Source organism: Shimia sp. R9_1 (assembly GCF_017743775.1).
GTDB lineage: Bacteria > Pseudomonadota > Alphaproteobacteria > Rhodobacterales > Rhodobacteraceae > Shimia.
Genome location: NZ_JAGHRN010000001.1, coordinates 1,186,821 through 1,201,860 on the forward strand (window position 1 = coordinate 1,186,821; position 15,040 = coordinate 1,201,860).

General features: G+C 56.9%; 18 protein-coding genes. 10 read left to right on the forward strand and 8 right to left on the reverse strand.

The annotated features are described in order from the left end of the window. Positions 1–35 precede the first annotated feature (35 nt). The 3 genes from J7399_RS05740 (at position 36) to J7399_RS05750 (ending at position 2,164) form a co-directional block, all read left to right on the forward strand. On the forward strand, positions 36–374 hold the full coding sequence (locus J7399_RS05740) for a P-II family nitrogen regulator (protein ID WP_058238401.1): 339 nt from the start codon (positions 36–38) through the stop codon (positions 372–374). Between the two features lie 25 nt (positions 375–399). Then, a complete protein-coding gene (gene amt / locus J7399_RS05745; protein ID WP_209064792.1) occupies positions 400–1,716 on the forward strand; it encodes an ammonium transporter in 1,317 nt (438 codons plus the stop codon). A gap of 94 nt (positions 1,717–1,810) precedes the next feature. Beyond that, a complete protein-coding gene (locus J7399_RS05750; protein ID WP_209084581.1) occupies positions 1,811–2,164 on the forward strand; it encodes a hypothetical protein in 354 nt (117 codons plus the stop codon). A gap of 49 nt (positions 2,165–2,213) precedes the next feature. Here the strand turns inward: J7399_RS05750 and J7399_RS05755 are convergent, their stop codons facing one another. Next, positions 2,214–2,438 (reverse strand): DUF1150 family protein, encoded by a 225-nt coding sequence (locus J7399_RS05755; protein WP_209064788.1) that lies wholly within the window; start codon positions 2,436–2,438, stop codon positions 2,214–2,216. Between the two features lie 4 nt (positions 2,439–2,442). Beyond that, positions 2,443–2,856, reverse strand: coding sequence for an Hsp20 family protein (locus J7399_RS05760; RefSeq protein WP_209064786.1), 414 nt, complete (start codon positions 2,854–2,856; stop codon positions 2,443–2,445). 199 nt (positions 2,857–3,055) lie between these two features. Here J7399_RS05760 and J7399_RS05765 point away from each other — a divergent pair, with 199 nt between their 5' ends. Next, complete coding sequence (locus tag J7399_RS05765) at positions 3,056–3,280, forward strand: DUF465 domain-containing protein (protein ID WP_209065011.1); 225 nt, start codon at positions 3,056–3,058, stop codon at positions 3,278–3,280. Between the two features lie 12 nt (positions 3,281–3,292). Here the strand turns inward: J7399_RS05765 and J7399_RS05770 are convergent, their stop codons facing one another. The 3 genes from J7399_RS05770 to J7399_RS05780 form a co-directional block, all read right to left on the reverse strand. After that, positions 3,293–3,889: an outer membrane lipoprotein carrier protein LolA gene (locus J7399_RS05770; protein WP_209084583.1), complete on the reverse strand. Its 597-nt coding sequence runs from the start codon at positions 3,887–3,889 to the stop codon at positions 3,293–3,295. A 78-nt stretch (positions 3,890–3,967) separates the two neighbouring features. Next, positions 3,968–6,892, reverse strand: coding sequence for a DNA translocase FtsK (locus J7399_RS05775; RefSeq protein ID WP_209084584.1), 2,925 nt, complete (start codon positions 6,890–6,892; stop codon positions 3,968–3,970). Positions 6,893–6,906: 14 nt separating this feature from the next. Continuing rightward, positions 6,907–8,094, reverse strand: a complete 1,188-nt coding sequence (locus tag J7399_RS05780) for an aminotransferase class I/II-fold pyridoxal phosphate-dependent enzyme (RefSeq protein WP_209084586.1) — start codon at positions 8,092–8,094, stop codon at positions 6,907–6,909. Positions 8,095–8,278: 184 nt separating this feature from the next. Here J7399_RS05780 and smpB point away from each other — a divergent pair, with 184 nt between their 5' ends. Then, positions 8,279–8,758: an SsrA-binding protein SmpB gene (smpB, locus tag J7399_RS05785; RefSeq protein ID WP_209084816.1), complete on the forward strand. Its 480-nt coding sequence runs from the start codon at positions 8,279–8,281 to the stop codon at positions 8,756–8,758. On the opposite strand, the gene J7399_RS05790 is transcribed toward smpB, so the two are convergent. Then, positions 8,755–9,468 (reverse strand): hypothetical protein, encoded by a 714-nt coding sequence (locus J7399_RS05790; protein WP_209084587.1) that lies wholly within the window; start codon positions 9,466–9,468, stop codon positions 8,755–8,757. The genes smpB and J7399_RS05790 overlap by 4 nt on opposite strands. Before the next feature lie 203 nt (positions 9,469–9,671). On the opposite strand from J7399_RS05790, the gene sseA reads away from it, so the two are divergent. The 3 genes from sseA to J7399_RS05805 all read left to right on the forward strand — a co-directional run bounded on the left by sseA (position 9,672) and on the right by J7399_RS05805 (position 12,231). After that, entirely contained in the window at positions 9,672–10,526 is an 855-nt protein-coding gene (gene sseA, locus J7399_RS05795; protein WP_209084589.1) for a 3-mercaptopyruvate sulfurtransferase, read from the forward strand. Continuing rightward, on the forward strand, positions 10,526–11,710 hold the full coding sequence (locus tag J7399_RS05800) for an amino acid aminotransferase (RefSeq protein WP_209084591.1): 1,185 nt from the start codon (positions 10,526–10,528) through the stop codon (positions 11,708–11,710). The genes sseA and J7399_RS05800 overlap by 1 nt, the downstream gene beginning before the upstream one ends. A 62-nt stretch (positions 11,711–11,772) precedes the next feature. Beyond that, on the forward strand, positions 11,773–12,231 hold the full coding sequence (locus tag J7399_RS05805; RefSeq protein WP_209084592.1) for a GAF domain-containing protein: 459 nt from the start codon (positions 11,773–11,775) through the stop codon (positions 12,229–12,231). A gap of 3 nt (positions 12,232–12,234) precedes the next feature. Here J7399_RS05805 and J7399_RS05810 read toward each other — a convergent pair whose 3' ends face one another. Continuing rightward, positions 12,235–12,888 (reverse strand): RluA family pseudouridine synthase, encoded by a 654-nt coding sequence (locus J7399_RS05810; protein WP_209084594.1) that lies wholly within the window; start codon positions 12,886–12,888, stop codon positions 12,235–12,237. 106 nt (positions 12,889–12,994) lie between these two features. Here J7399_RS05810 and J7399_RS05815 point away from each other — a divergent pair, with 106 nt between their 5' ends. Together J7399_RS05815 and J7399_RS05820 are read left to right on the forward strand one after the other, a co-directional pair. Further along, positions 12,995–13,405, forward strand: coding sequence for a nuclear transport factor 2 family protein (locus J7399_RS05815; protein WP_209084596.1), 411 nt, complete (start codon positions 12,995–12,997; stop codon positions 13,403–13,405). A 3-nt stretch (positions 13,406–13,408) separates the two neighbouring features. After that, positions 13,409–14,122 (forward strand): SGNH/GDSL hydrolase family protein, encoded by a 714-nt coding sequence (locus J7399_RS05820; protein ID WP_209084598.1) that lies wholly within the window; start codon positions 13,409–13,411, stop codon positions 14,120–14,122. Positions 14,123–14,125: 3 nt separating this feature from the next. On the opposite strand, the gene rarD is transcribed toward J7399_RS05820, so the two are convergent. Next, a complete protein-coding gene (rarD, locus tag J7399_RS05825; RefSeq protein WP_209078452.1) occupies positions 14,126–15,034 on the reverse strand; it encodes an EamA family transporter RarD in 909 nt (302 codons plus the stop codon). Between the last annotated feature and the right edge of the window lie 6 nt (positions 15,035–15,040).

The following is a 15,040-nucleotide window of genomic DNA, read 5'->3' on the forward strand; positions in this document are numbered from 1 at the left end:
CGGGGCGCCCCCCGCATCGCCAAAAGGGGAACAAGGTGAAACTGATTATCGCAACGATCAAACCGTTCAAGCTTGAGGAGGTCCGCGAGGCGCTGACCGACATCGGCGTGCGCGGCATGATGGTCACTGAAATCAAGGGCTTCGGCTCCCAATCCGGACACACTGAAATTTATCGCGGCGCTGAATACGCTGTGAACTTTGTGCCGAAAGTCAAACTCGAGCTCGTGGTCGCAGCCAACATGGCAGACCAAGTTGTCGAAACCATCACTAAGACCGCCCAGACCGGCAAAATTGGCGACGGCAAAATCTTTGTATTGGACGTGCAGCAAGCAATCCGCGTGCGCACCGGCGAAACGGATGCAGACGCCATCTAAGGCGTCGCAAGGAAGGAATACACGCATGAAAACTCTGACGAAAATTGCTCTGACCGGTGCGCTGACAGCGCTTCCGACTCTGAGCTTTGCTCAGGAAGCCGCTGCGGCTCCGGGCTTTGACGAAATTGGCCCATACATCATGACCACCCTGCTGTTCTTGGTGGGTGGTTTCCTTGTTTTCTGGATGGCAGCCGGTTTTGCGATGCTTGAGGCAGGCCTCGTTCGCTCCAAGAACGTGACCATGCAGTTGACCAAAAACATGGCGCTCTTTTCGATCGCCGCCATCATGTACTGGCTGGTTGGCTTCAACCTGATGTACCCTGGCGACTTCAACGGCTACTTCGCGTTCAACTTTGTTCCAACGTCTCTGGAACCAGTTGGCCTCGACGCCGCCGATGCAGCGCTGGACTACGCGTCCGTTGGCTCTGACTTCTTCTTCCAGTTGATGTTCGTTGCTGCAACCGCATCCATCGTTTCCGGTGCGCTGGCAGAACGTATCAAACTGTGGCCGTTCCTCGCATTCGTGGTTGTCCTGACCGGCATCCTGTACCCGATCTCCGGCTCCTGGCAGTGGGGCGGCGGCTGGTTGTCTGAACTCGGCTTCTCCGACTTCGCAGGCTCCACCATTGTGCACTCCGTGGGCGGCTGGGCTGCTCTCGCCGGTGCCATCGTACTTGGCCCACGTATCGGCAAATACAAAGACGGCCGCACCGTTCCTATGCCGGGCTCCAACCTTGCTCTGGCAACTCTGGGCACATTCATCCTGTGGCTCGGCTGGTTCGGCTTCAACGGCGGCTCTCAGCTGGCGATGGGCACTGTGGGTGATGTCACCGACGTATCGCGCATCTTTGCCAACACCAATATGGCCGCAGCAGCTGGCGCAGTTGCCGCACTGATCCTGACGCAGATCCTCTACAAGAAACCTGACCTGACCATGATCCTGAACGGCGCACTGGCAGGCCTCGTTTCCATCACTGCAGAACCTCTCGCACCTTCTCTCGCAGGCTCTTTGGTGATCGGCGCAGTGGGTGGCGTGATCGTGGTAATCACGGTTCCGCTGCTGGACAAGCTGAAGATCGACGACGTTGTTGGTGCGATCCCGGTTCACCTCTTCGCAGGCATCTGGGGCACCATCGCAGTGGCCTTCTCCGGCTCCGCAACCATCGGCGCACAGCTGACCGGTATCGTTGCCTACGGTGTGTTCACCTTCGTAGCTTCCCTGATCCTCTGGGTCATCCTGAAAGCCGTGATGGGCATCCGGGTCTCTGAGGAAGACGAGATCAACGGTCTGGACATGTCTGAACTGGGCATGGAAGCCTATCCGGACTTCTCCAAAGGCTAAGCAAAGCCACTACAAACGAAATCGTGAAGCCCGGGCAGCCGCCCGGGCTTTTCATTTGCAAGACAGTTCAGAGCGCTCATGGTACTTTGTCCCCATGAGACATTTGATTTTATTCCTGAGCTTTTTTTTGGCGAGCAGCGCACTTGCTGATTCACCGCAGATTACAGGCATCAAAGCAAACTCAAGCACAAACGGCTGGCGCTTTGATGTCACCATCCTACATCCTGACACCGGCTGGGACGATTATGCAGATGGCTGGCGCGTAGAGCTTTCTGACGGCTCTATTTTAGGGACCCGTGAATTGCTCCATCCCCATGTGAATGAGCAGCCTTTTACCCGCAGCCTTAACTCTGTGGCCATACCTGAAGGAACAACCACTGTCTACCTGCGCGCCAGGGACAATGTCGGTGGCTGGGCGGGGCAGACCACAGCTTACGAGTTGCCATAAAACAAAAGCGCGCCCGAAGGCGCGCCGATTTCATCGCGAATGGTTTTTGTCAGTGCACGGTTACCGGTGAGTAATTGTGCTGCCGCGCCAAGATAAACGCGAGATTACGCTCTTTCACAAGCGCGAGGCGTTCGCCGTCGGTGGTGTGCACAGCAAAGAGTGTTTCCGCACCTTCAGCTTGCTCCTGAACCTCTTCGGGCAACTCCGCAACCAAAACCTCCCGAACATAGACAACGCGATCATCCAGTGACTGGGTGTCAAATTCTGCCTGCATAATCTTATCCTTTCTTGATCTGGATGGTTTGAACAATCGTCTCAGGACGCGCCTGGGTCAGGTCTACATGCAGCAGACCGTTCTCCATAATGGCTTCACCTACCTCCACTCCATCCGCGAGTACGAAGCTGCGCTGAAACTGCCGCGCTGCGATGCCCCGATGCAGAAAAACACGCTCGCCGCTGTCTTCTGCCTGCCGCCCGCGAACCACGAGCTGACGGTCTTCAACGGTGATGCTCAGATCCTGTTCCCGGAAGCCTGCAACCGCGAGTGTGATGCGATAGGAGTAATCCGAGGTCTGCTCAATATTGAACGGAGGATAACCTTCGCCACCGGACTTTGCCGTCCTCTCCAAGAGGCGCTCGAGCTGCTCAAAGCCCAGAAGATGGGGATAGGACCCCAAAGTAAGTTTGGTCATTGACACGTCCTTTTCAAAGCGACCGTCTGCGCGCCGATCCCTTTCTGGCAACCGGCTGCCTAACAAATATGGGGGAGGCTCTGGCATCCCGCAAGTCACCAACTATCTCAACTGTCATAAATTCCGCGTGGTTGCTGCGCTTTTCAGCAGCGCACAAAGAGAGTATTCTATGACTCTCGCCAAGATTGAGGACAGCCAAATGAATGCCACGACCGATTTGTCCATGAAGACAGACGATGTTTTGCGAGTCGAATTGGAAGTTTTCAAACAGGAACACCGCGATCTTGATGATGCGATCAACGCACTTGTCGACCGTGGTACCGGCGACCAACTGACCATTCAGCGCTTTAAGAAGCAAAAACTGCGCCTGAAAGACATCATCGCACGGATCGAAGACCGGCTTACGCCTGACATCATTGCCTGATTGGCACGCTACTTATTGACCTCGGTTGCGTCTCTCGGTGTCGATGTCAAACAAGCTGCGCGGAAAACTCATATCGGTTGTCACATCATCCAGCCGCACCGTTGTTTGCGAGCCATAGGCATCCAGAATCACCCATTCTCGTAGAGAGACAGGCGAATCAGAAAACTTGAGCTGAATCTGGCCGCTTTCCGGGCTCTTAGGATCTTGCGCTGTCACCACAGTATGCGTGCCATCAAAGCTGTGCCCGACCACCATATTGGCAGCTCCCAGATTGACGTTTCTCGCCAAGATCAATGACAGCGGCGTGCGGCGCAGCGGATAGGTCTCCGGCGCTCCATTGGCGCGGTCATCAAAAATCGCAACGGCATTGTTGCTCGCTAAAACGAGTGCCTTTTGAGGCGGCGCGTATTCGAATCGCATTTTACCCGGCCGCTGAATGAACAGACGCCCGGTTTGAACAGAACCATCATCAGATGTCTGAACAAATGCGGCCTCAGCCGTTTTCAAGCCGTTTAGATAGGTGCTCAACGCATTCAGGGAGAGCTTTTCGGCAAACGCCGGTGCCGCGGTGGTCACAGCGAGAAGCACTGCAAGTGTGAATCTAACCATTTTCATAAACCCAATATAGGCGCGCCCTATCGGGTTGCGCAGAGGCTGAGCACACTTTCTCGTGCGCTCAGCGGAAAATCACTGCTCCGGCACCAGAATCTCACGCTTGCCAACGTGATTAGCCGGGCTGACAAGGCCTTCATCTTCCATCTGTTCCACAAGTCGTGCGGCCTTGTTATAGCCAATCGCCAGCTTACGCTGGATGTAGGAAGTGGAGCACTTGCGGTCCTGAATGACGATCGCAACGGCAGAATCATAGAGCGCATCTTCGCCATTGGTGTTGCCACCGGTATTAAGCCCGAGCACAGCATCGATATCGTCAGCCTTGCCATCTTCCGGCCCCTCAACAACGCCACCGATGTAATCCGGCGGACCAAAGCTCTTGAGATGGTTCACAATCTCTTCGACCTCTTCGTCGCTCACAAACGGACCATGGCAGCGGGTGATTTTCGCACCACCAGCCATGTAGAGCATGTCCCCCATGCCAAGGAGCTGTTCAGCCCCCATCTCACCAAGGATCGTGCGGCTGTCCACTTTCGACGTGACCTGGAAAGAAATCCGCGTCGGGAAGTTCGCCTTGATCGTACCCGTGATCACGTCCACCGATGGGCGCTGCGTGGCCATGATCAGGTGAATACCCGAGGCACGCGCCATCTGTGCCAGACGTTGAATGCAGGCTTCGATCTCCTTGCCCGCCACCATCATGAGGTCCGCCATCTCATCGACGATGACCACGATGTAGGGCATCTTTTCCGGCACGATTTCTTCGGTCTCAAACACGGGTTCGCCGGTCTCATCATCAAACCCTGTTTGCACAGTTCGACTGAACGTCTCGCCCTTGGAGAGCGCATCATTCACGCGACTGTTGTAGCCATCAATGTTGCGCACACCCATTTTGGACATCTTGCGGTAGCGGTCTTCCATCTCGCCAACGACCCACTTCAAAGCCACAACGGCTTTCTTCGGGTCGGTCACAACAGGCGACAGCAGATGTGGAATGCCGTCATACACAGACAGTTCCAACATCTTCGGGTCGATCATGATCAAACGACAGTCTTCAGGCGTCAGACGATAAAGCAGAGACAGGATCATGGTGTTGATCGCAACCGACTTACCCGAACCGGTTGTCCCCGCAATCAGCAGGTGGGGCATCTTCGCGAGATTGGCGACAATGGGATCGCCGCCGATGTCTTTGCCGAGCGCAAGCGGCAGCTTCATATTGCTGTCGCCAAAATCACGCGCAGCGAGGATCTCGCGCAGCACCACCTTTTCCCGGTTTTCATTTGGCAATTCGATGCCGATCACGCTGCGACCCGGCACAGTCGACACACGCGCAGACAACGCAGACATCGAGCGCGCGATGTCATCTGCCAGACCAATCACACGGCTCGCCTTTAGACCCGGTGCCGGCTCAAGTTCATACATGGTGACAACGGGACCGGGGCGCACGCTCACAATCTCGCCTTTGACACCGTAGTCATCCAACACGGTTTCCAGCATCCGCGCGTTTTCTTCCAACGCCTCATCACTCAAATGATGGCGCTTGATATCGAGCGGATTCTCCAGAAGGCCAAGCGGCGGCAATTCGTAATGAGAGCTTTCCTCTTCAAAGGCCAAGGAAGGCTGTGCTTCTGCCTGCGCCCGGGTTGAGGGTTGAACCACCTTGTTCTGGCGCGGCTGTACAACTTTCTTCGGTTCGGCAACCGGAATCGGGGCGATTGGTGCGACCGGCGCCGGGGTGGCTGCTGAGGCGTCGGACACAATCTCAAAACCCGCGACTGTGCTCTCTTCCAGCTGTGCTTCAGATGCGACAACGCTTGGCTCGGGGTTATGAGAGGCAGGCTGCTGCATGGAAAGCGGCGGCTCTGCGCGCAGACCGGCCAAGGGAGCAGCAACGACTTCAGGCTCGGGCACGGCGGTCAATGTCGGTTCATTGTCGCCCAACAACAGCGGGTCCGGGCCTCTGCCACGTCCCTTGGTCAACGGTTTGTCTTTGTGCAACTCAGGTGGTGCTACAGGGACGCCGCGCCGCGCGCGCGAACGCATCACATCGGCAATTTTGGCGCTGATACGGGCCTCTTCCGGACGCTCGCCAAAATCTTCGGCAAAGAGATTTTCGACGAGTTCCTGCTCAGGCAAATCCTCAGGCGTCGGCTCTGCGCGCTTGATCAACCCTGGAATGCGCAGTCGGGGCTTTGGTTTTGCCTCAACCACTGCGTCTTGGAAATCGTCAGCATCCTCAAGAACATCGTCTTGCCATCCAGCTTCAGCAGCCATGTGGTCATTCTGAGCCGCAAGCTCACGGCGTTCATTCCGACGCTCTTGCGCGGCCTTCGCAGCTTGCACCGCACCGGTTGCCCCGCGCCCCAGCAACCGCATCAATGCATCATAGGCCAGCACCAAACCAACAACGAGCCCTTGCGCCAAACGGCTGAGTTCCAGTTTGGTGAAACCAAGCACGAAGCCCGTTACAGCCACAAAGGCAATCCCGGTCAGCAGCGACATGAATTTCACACCCGACTGGGCCCCGATCGGCAAAATGGTCAGCAGGGCGCCCATGACCGTGTCGCCAAACAGGCCGCCAAGGCCAAATGCGTGAATCCAGTCCGAGCCAGGTGTCAGGGTCGAGGCGTAAATTGCGCCCAATGCCAGCATAATCGGCGCAAAGATAATACGGCTCTGCACGCGCTCTTCGCCAGCGTGAAAGGCAAAGCGGAACCCCCACGCGCCAAAAATCAAAGCGAGACCAAGACTGCCCCAGCCGACAATAATAAACAGTGGTGCAGCGATCGAAGCCCCAAATCGCCCCAGCATATTCTGCACCGGTGCATCGGTGACGGACAGCCAGCTGGGATCGGATGGGGAGTAGGACAGGATCATGGCGGCCGACATAATCGCCAGGCCCAACAGCACGATACCAATCAGCTCTTTACCACGTTTTTCGACTGCCGCCTGTGTGTTGCTATCCAACAAAGGCCCACGTCCTCTCGCCTGATACGCCATACTCCACCTCTTTATTATTCTTGCCCGTAGAGACAGTCGCGCAGCTTCACCAGCGCCTCTGCCACCTCGGTTTTTGGAGCCACCAGTGCAGCCCTAATATACCCCTTCCCAGGGTTTTCTCCGTCTGCATCGCGGCTCAGATAAGCCCCCGGCAACACGCGCACGCCGGTTTCAGTCCAAAGTTTGACCGTTGCGGCCTCACCGTCTTCAACGGGCAGCCAGAGGAAAAAACCTGCGTTGGGGTTCTGATATCCTTCAATGCCCGCAAAGATCTCATCGGCGAGCTCAAATTTTTCCGCATAGAGTCTGCGATTCTCAATCACATGCTCTTCATCCTGCCAAACCTTGACCGCAGCCATTTGCAACGGAAGCGGCAAAGGCGCACCTGAGTAGGATCGCAATTGTTTGATCCGGCGAATGCTCTCCGGGCCGCCGCAAACAAATCCGGAGCGCAGGCCAGCGAGGTTGCTGCGTTTGCTCAGAGAGTGGAAAATCAGCACACGTTCGGGATCTGCCCCCATATCGCGCGCGACTTGAATGGCGCCGGTAGGTGCTTCGCCACGGTAGATTTCCGAGTAACACTCATCCGCGAAAATCTTGAAATCATATTTTTCGGCCAAGCCGATCAACTGTTCCCAATAGGCGCGATCCGCCACTGCACCCTGCGGGTTTGCAGGAGAGCAGACATAAGCAACTGCTGTGCGTTGGAGCTGCGCCTCAGAGAGACCGGCAAAGTCCGGCAGATGGCCGCTGGCTTCGGTCGCAGGGACAAACAGCGCTTCCGCACCCACGGAGATCGCCGCCACCGCATAGACCTGATAAAACGGATTGGGAGTCAGAATGAGAGGCTGTTCGCCATTCTTGGTTTCCGGACACAACGCCATGGCGGAATTATAAAGCCCTTCACGGGTGCCGTTAAGCGCCATCACTTCGGTGTCGGCATCCACAGGGACGCCATACCGGCGTTCCACCCACCCTGCGATGGCCTCAAGCAGTTCGGGTGCACCCTCGTTTGGAGGGTAGCGATTGAAGGTCGCAGAATGCGCAACAATTTCGTCTGTCACCCAATCAGGGAAAGCATGCTTTGGCTCACCAATGGTCATATGGACAACTGGGCCACCTGGTTCCAAGTGATCCAATAGCGCACGCAGACGCGGGAATGCATAAGCCGGTAGGTTCGAAAACCGCTCGGGGAAAATCATATTCAACTGCCTCAAGTTCGGGATCATTGCGCCCCGTTTGTGCCCAAACTATCCAAAGCCTGAGTCTGCGTCCACTAAAATGCCGGGGACATTTGAGCTTGTGGCCTTCGCGCCACCACATCGTAAACGCCAAAGCACGCTCAGGATGGACACTGCCTTAGGAGCGCGCTATGCCACGCGGGTTATGGCCAAGAAGCAAAAGAACTCTGATCCGAATTATAAGGTGATCGCCGAGAACCGGCGGGCGCGGTATGACTATGCCATCGAGGATGACATCGAAGTTGGCATTGTTTTGTCGGGATCAGAAGTGAAGTCTTTGCGCGAGAAGTCCGGCAACATCGCAGAAAGCTATGCTGCTGTGGAAGATGGCGAACTGTGGTTGGTGAACTCCTATATCGCCCCATATGAGCGCGCGATGTTCCCACACCTCGAGCGGCGCAAACGTAAGCTTCTGGTCAGCAAGAAACAGCTTTCTGACCTGTGGAGTGCGACCCAGCGCAAAGGCATGACGCTGGTTCCCATGGTGATGTACTTCAATCACAAAGGCTTTGTGAAAATGAAGATAGGCATCGCCAAAGGTAAGAAAAACCACGACAAACGCGCGACGGAAGCAAAGCGCGACTGGGGCCGCCAAAAGCAGCGCCTACTGCGTCACGGCGACTAAACCTGCCTAAACAGCGCAAGCCACTCTGCGTCAATTTCGGCGAGTTTTTTGGGATCAATCTGCTCAAGAATCTCCCAATAGCGTCCACTTGGTGCCTCATAACCCAGTGATGCCTCTTTAGAGCGAAGCGCAGCGATATCAGCAGACGACGCACTCGCACTGGCGCAGGCATCTTTCAGCATTGGCAAATCAGCCCTTGAGAATACCATGCGGCTTTCCTCAACAGACAGATTCACACAGGCGCATCCCTCTTGCACCGCAAGCAACGCGAGGCGTGCCGATTTCCCTTCGAGATTTTGCAGGGACACATCTTCTCGCAGCGGGTCTGCGGCCCCAGTCCCATAAAAATGCGTGTTCCCCTGCTTGGGATAAACCATATCGCACCCGATGAAGGCCATGACCTTCGGCTTCAGAGCACCCAGCGCCCAATACCCAGCGGTAAAGGCCATAGTGCCGCCCGCAAACAGCACGCCGCCAAAGGCATTATTTTGAGGCACATATTCCGTATACCGCACCACGCTCTGCCCGTTTCTGATCTCAGGTGGATGCCGATCTATGGGAAAGTCCTCAGGAAAGATCACATGTGTCCAATCGGGGCGCACTCGCCATGCATTGTTGATGACAACGATGTGGTCAAACTGTTCCCTTGGCCAATCGGCGGCCAATGGTGCGTTGGGACCGCTGCCGATTATCAGGACCTTTCCCGCCATCACAATTTGCTCCCTCATCTTTACACGCGGCACCTGAATAGAACCGAGGAAGATTACGACATTCAACCAAAAGTGGTTCACTCATCGAATTTAGATTTGCGACCGACCTTTGGACGCCAGCATAGCCCTGCGCCACCCCGCCACTTGCCTCTTGCGGGTGCGGGATGTAGGCAGTGTTTCTAGTGTTACTGGAAAGGGATAAGATGAGCGACGATCCCAAGACATTGGTGTCCACCGAATGGCTGGCCGCCCACCTGAAAGACCCAGATCTCCGCATTCTGGATGGCTCTATGTCACCCGCTGGCATGGAGAACACGGCGGGCGCTGAATATCTGGAGCGCCACATCCCGGGGGCGCGCTATTTTGATATTGACGATATCTCAGACGGGCGCAGCAACCTCCCTCACATGGTGCCGCCGGTCGAAAAATTCATGTCACGACTGCGCGCAATGGGCGTCGGAGACGGCCATCAAGTGGTGGTCTATGACAGTGCAGGCCTGTTTTCTGCAGCGCGGGTTTGGTGGCTCTTCAAACTGATGGGTCAAAACAACATCGCGGTGCTGGACGGTGGGCTTCCCAAATGGATCGCCGAAGGCCGCCCTGTTGAGGATCTGCCGCCCATTATCCGCGACCGCCACATGACCGTGCGCCGCCAGAACCACATGGTGCGCGACGTGACGCAGGTTTCTCATGCGGCCAAACTCGGGGATCACGAAATCATTGATGCCCGCGCCGCAGCACGCTTCCGCGGCGACGCGCCAGAGCCCCGCGAAGGTTTGCGCTCAGGCCATATCCCCGGTTCCAAAAACGTACCGTTCACAGATACGCTGAATTCAGATGGCACGATGAAAACCGCAGAAGAGCTGCGCGGCGTCTTTGCAAGCGCAGACGTCGATCTCAGCAAACCGGCCATCACCACCTGTGGTTCCGGTGTGACTGCGGCTGTTTTGTGCCTCGCGATGGAACGGTTCGGAAAGACCGATCACTCCCTTTATGATGGATCATGGGCCGAATGGGGGGCGTTCCCCACTGTGCCCGTAGCAACCGGAGAAGCCTGATGCTCACCAACCTGAAAGAGCAGCCCAAAGATAAGATCCTCGGCCTCATGGCCATGTATCGCGAAGATCCTCGTGCCACCAAGGTGGACTTGGGTGTTGGCGTTTACAAAAACGCCGAAGGTGTGACCCCGGTCATGCGTGCTGTGAAAGCGGCAGAGCAGAAGATTGTCGAGGAGCAGATCACCAAGGCGTATACCGGCTTGGCGGGTGATCCGGCCTATGCGGACGCCATGATAGACATGCTGCTGTCTGGCACCGTGGCGCGCGATCGTCTGGCCGCCGTGGCCACTCCAGGCGGCACTGGCGCCATTCGTCAGGCTTTTGAGCTGATCAAGACTGCAAATCCAAAAGCCCGCGTTTTTGTGTCTGATCCAACCTGGCCCAACCACGTCAGCATTCTGAACCACCTTGGCATCGAAATGGTGAAATACCGCTATTTTGACGCCGAGACCCGTGGCGTGAACTTTGACGGCATGATGGAAGATCTTGCCGGCGTGACCCGCGACGACGTGGTTCTGCTGCACGGCTGCTGCCACAACCCAACCGGCGCCAACCTTAACCTGACGCAGTGGCAGACCGTGATCGATCTGATCACCGACAAAGGCTGCACACCGATGATCGACATCGCCTATCAGGGCTTTGGCGACGGTCTGGAAGAAGACGCTGCCGCAACGCGCCTGGTGGCCCAGTCAGTTCCAGAACTGCTGATCGCGGCTTCCTGTTCCAAGAACTTTGGCATCTACCGTGAGCGTACGGGTCTGCTGATTGCCATGAGCGAAAAGGCGGAGAACACCGCCATCGCCCAAGGCAACCTCAACCACCTCAACCGCCAGAACTTCTCCTTCCCACCAGACCATGGCGCACGGGTGGTCACCACGATTCTGACTGATCCAGAGCTCAAAGCGGACTGGATGGCAGAACTGGAAGAAACGCGCCTTGGCATGCTCGCGCTGCGCGAACAGCTGGCCAGCGAACTTCAGCGCCTGTCCGGTTCTGATCGCTTTGGCTTCCTTGCACAGCACCGGGGCATGTTCAGCCAGTTGGGCACCACGCCAGAGATGGTCGAGAGGCTGCGTGTCGACAACGCCATCTATATGGTTGGCGACAGCCGCATGAACATCGCTGGCCTGAACAAGAATTCTGTGCCGGTTCTGGCCAAAGCCATCGTCGACGCTGGCATCTAAACTCACATCACAACCGCGCCTTGGCCCATCGCTGAGGCGCGGTTTCTTTTTGGAGTACGCTCATGTCTCTGGATTACACCACCCTTGCAGCCACGATCGCCTCGCTCACCGAAGGCGAAACTGATGCCGTCGCGCTCATGGCCACAGTCACCTGCGAAGTGCACCACGCCGATGACCGCTTTGACTGGACGGGCTTCTACCGCGTCGTCGCGCCTGAACTGCTCAAGATCGGCCCTTATCAAGGTGGTCACGGCTGTCTTGTGATCCCTTTCTCGCGCGGCGTCTGTGGCGCAGCGGCGCGCACCGGTGAAACACAGCTCGTCCCTGACGTAGATGCCTTCCCCGGCCACATCGCTTGCGCGAGCAGCACCCGCTCTGAACTGGTTTTGCCGGTCTGGAACGGCAATGGCGATCTTCTTGGCGTGTTTGACATCGACAGCAACCAGCCCGACGCTTTCACCCAAGAAGACGCCGATCAGCTCACCGCCATTCTCGCAGCCGCGTTCAAGAACGCCGCCTAAATTCTAGAAGGGCGCCTTCGCGCGAAACGCCATGCCCTTCCCGCTCTCAGGATGGTTGATCCGAAGCTCTTCTGAATGCAGCATAAGGCGGGGGAACGCCAAGACCTCCCCTTCCGCATAAAGCGGATCTCCCAAAATAACATGCCCCAGCGCCAGCATATGCACCCGCAGCTGGTGGCTGCGTCCGGTTTTGGGGCTCAGGCGCACGCGCGTCTCGGTCTCACTAACCTTAAGCGCCCGCCAATCGGTGATCGCAGGCTTGCCATTCTCATGATCTACCATCTGACGTGGCCGGTTGGGCCAATCCACAATCAACGGCAGGTCGACCGTGCCAGATTTCTCCGACATCTTTCCCCAGACCCGCGCGACATAAGTCTTCTTGGTTTTGCGCTTTTCAAACTGCATCGACAGGTTACGCTGTGCGTGTGGGGTCAAGGCAAACACCATCACACCTGATGTGTCCCGATCCAGTCGATGCACCAACAAAGCGGTTGGAAAAGCCGCCTGTACGCGACTGATCAGGCAATCTGAAAGATGCTCACCCCGCCCTGGCACCGACAGCAGGCCAGAGGGCTTGTCGACCACAACAATGTCGCTGTCTTCATGCAAGATCACCAGTGGATCTTGGGGCGGATCATAGGGGGTGATTTCAGTCATGGAGCCGGACATAGGGCTTTGAGGCATGTTGAGCAACCCGACGTCAGGCTTGAGTTGCCTCTATAGATGCGCAGGCTACACGTGGGAGAGTAAGGGAGGACCACAGATGCACCCCACAATCACACGCATGCGAGAGGTTGTCGCCAAGGGCAACGAAGACGACATCAAATCGCTGCTGGCTGAAGATGTAACATTTCAACCGCCAACTTACTGGGCCACTTGGACCGGACGGGACCCGGTGGCAGCGGTGCTTGGGCACGTGGGTAATGTCTTCACCGACTTTCGCTATCGCCGCGTGATGGGAGACGGCAAGGACTGGGCACTCGAGTTCCAGTGCAAAGTGGGGGAATTTGACTGTGTGGGTGTTGATCTGATCACCCTTGATGATGCGGGCGACATTAAGCATTTCGAAGTGGTGATGCGCCCATATAAAACCATTGGTGCGCTGCGCGATGCGATGAACAAGCGTGTCATGACGGACCCGCGTTTCCTGAAATTCAAAGAGGCTTTAAGCTAACTCATGTTGCCCGCTGCTGATCAACTTGCCCGTATTCCTTTGACCCCGGTTTTGGTGGCGCAGGGGCTGGGTGTGCGACAGCGGGCCAACACGCTCAGTGAACCGCCGGGTGCGCGCGAAGGGCAAAGCGGCTCCGGCAAGCCTCTCAGACTGCTGATCGTCGGAGACAGCTCCGCCGCAGGAGTGGGCGCAACCTCACAGGAAAAGGCCCTGTCCGGACGATTGGTGCAAAACCTTGCGCAAGATCATCAGGTGACTTGGAAACTGATTGGTGAAAGCAGCATCACCACCACGGGTATGCTGAACCGCCTGAACGCCCTGCCAGCGGCCTCATTTGATCTAGCGATCACCGCTCTCGGTGTGAACGACGTCACCCGCGGCAGCAGCCGACGCAAATGGTTAAAGCGGCAGACAGAGCTCGCGGATCTACTGTCCACGAAGTTTGGTGCGCGTTGCATCGTGGCATCCGGCTTGCCGCCAATGGGCGCCTACCCGCAGGTACCTCAACCCTTGCGGTGGGTGCTGGGGGCACAGGCCACGCGCCTTGACGACGCACTGGCAGGTTTGGCGGCCACACACCCGATACTCAGCCACCTGCCCATCAATCTGCCCTTTGAAACCCGCTATCAGGCGTCTGACGGATATCATCCCTCCGAAGAGGCCTACACGCTCTGGGCATCGCTGTTTGCAGACCACATTCGCGCGCGACTTGGATGATCCTCAGCCGCGCTTGCCCAGCAAATCTCTCAGCATCGGGATCGAATAGACCACCAGTGCCAGCCAGATCATCGGGAATGCAATCATCCTTGCCTGGCCAAAGGGCTCATCAAACACAAACACCGCAACGAGGAAGATCATTGTCGGGGCAATGTACTGCATGATTCCAATGGTCGACAGCCGCATGAGCTTGGCGCCATTGGCGTAAAACAGCAGCGGCACCGCCGTGACCACGCCACATCCCAGCAACAGCCAGGTATCGTATGCGTTCTGCATAAAATGCCCCTGCCCGCTTGATATCAGCCAGGCCAGATATCCCGTTGCAGGCACGGACAGGATCAAAATTTCCAGCAAAAACCCTTGGTTGGGTCCAATGGGCAACGACTTCTTGAAAAAGGCATAAAAGCCCCAGGACACGGTGAGAGCCAATGCTGGCCAAGGCAATTTGCCGGCATCCGCCCAAAGCACGGCCACAGCGCCAGCAGCCAGAGCCACGGCAATCCATTGCAGACGCGAGAGCCGCTCCCCCAGCAGACAAGCTGCGAGGGCAATGCTGAACAGCGGATTGATGTAGTAGCCAAGCGCCGCATCAAGCGCGCGATCATTGGCGATCGACCAAACATAGATCCCCCAATTCACCGTGATCAGCGCCGCTGTTATGCAGCCCATGGCAAGCGTGCGGGGATTGCGCAATGCCGCGATCAAATCGCTCGTGCGCCGCAGAATGATCAGAACAGCCCCGGCAATCGGCACAGACCAAATGACCCGATGCGCCACAACCTCAAGCGCTGGCATATGCGCGAGAAGCTTCATGTAGAGCGGGAGGAACCCCCAAAGCAGATAAGCCGCCATCGCAAAGGCAAAACCTCTGGGCGTGTCCACATTCTCGGGTGTGTTGCTGGTTGCCGCCATGGGTGT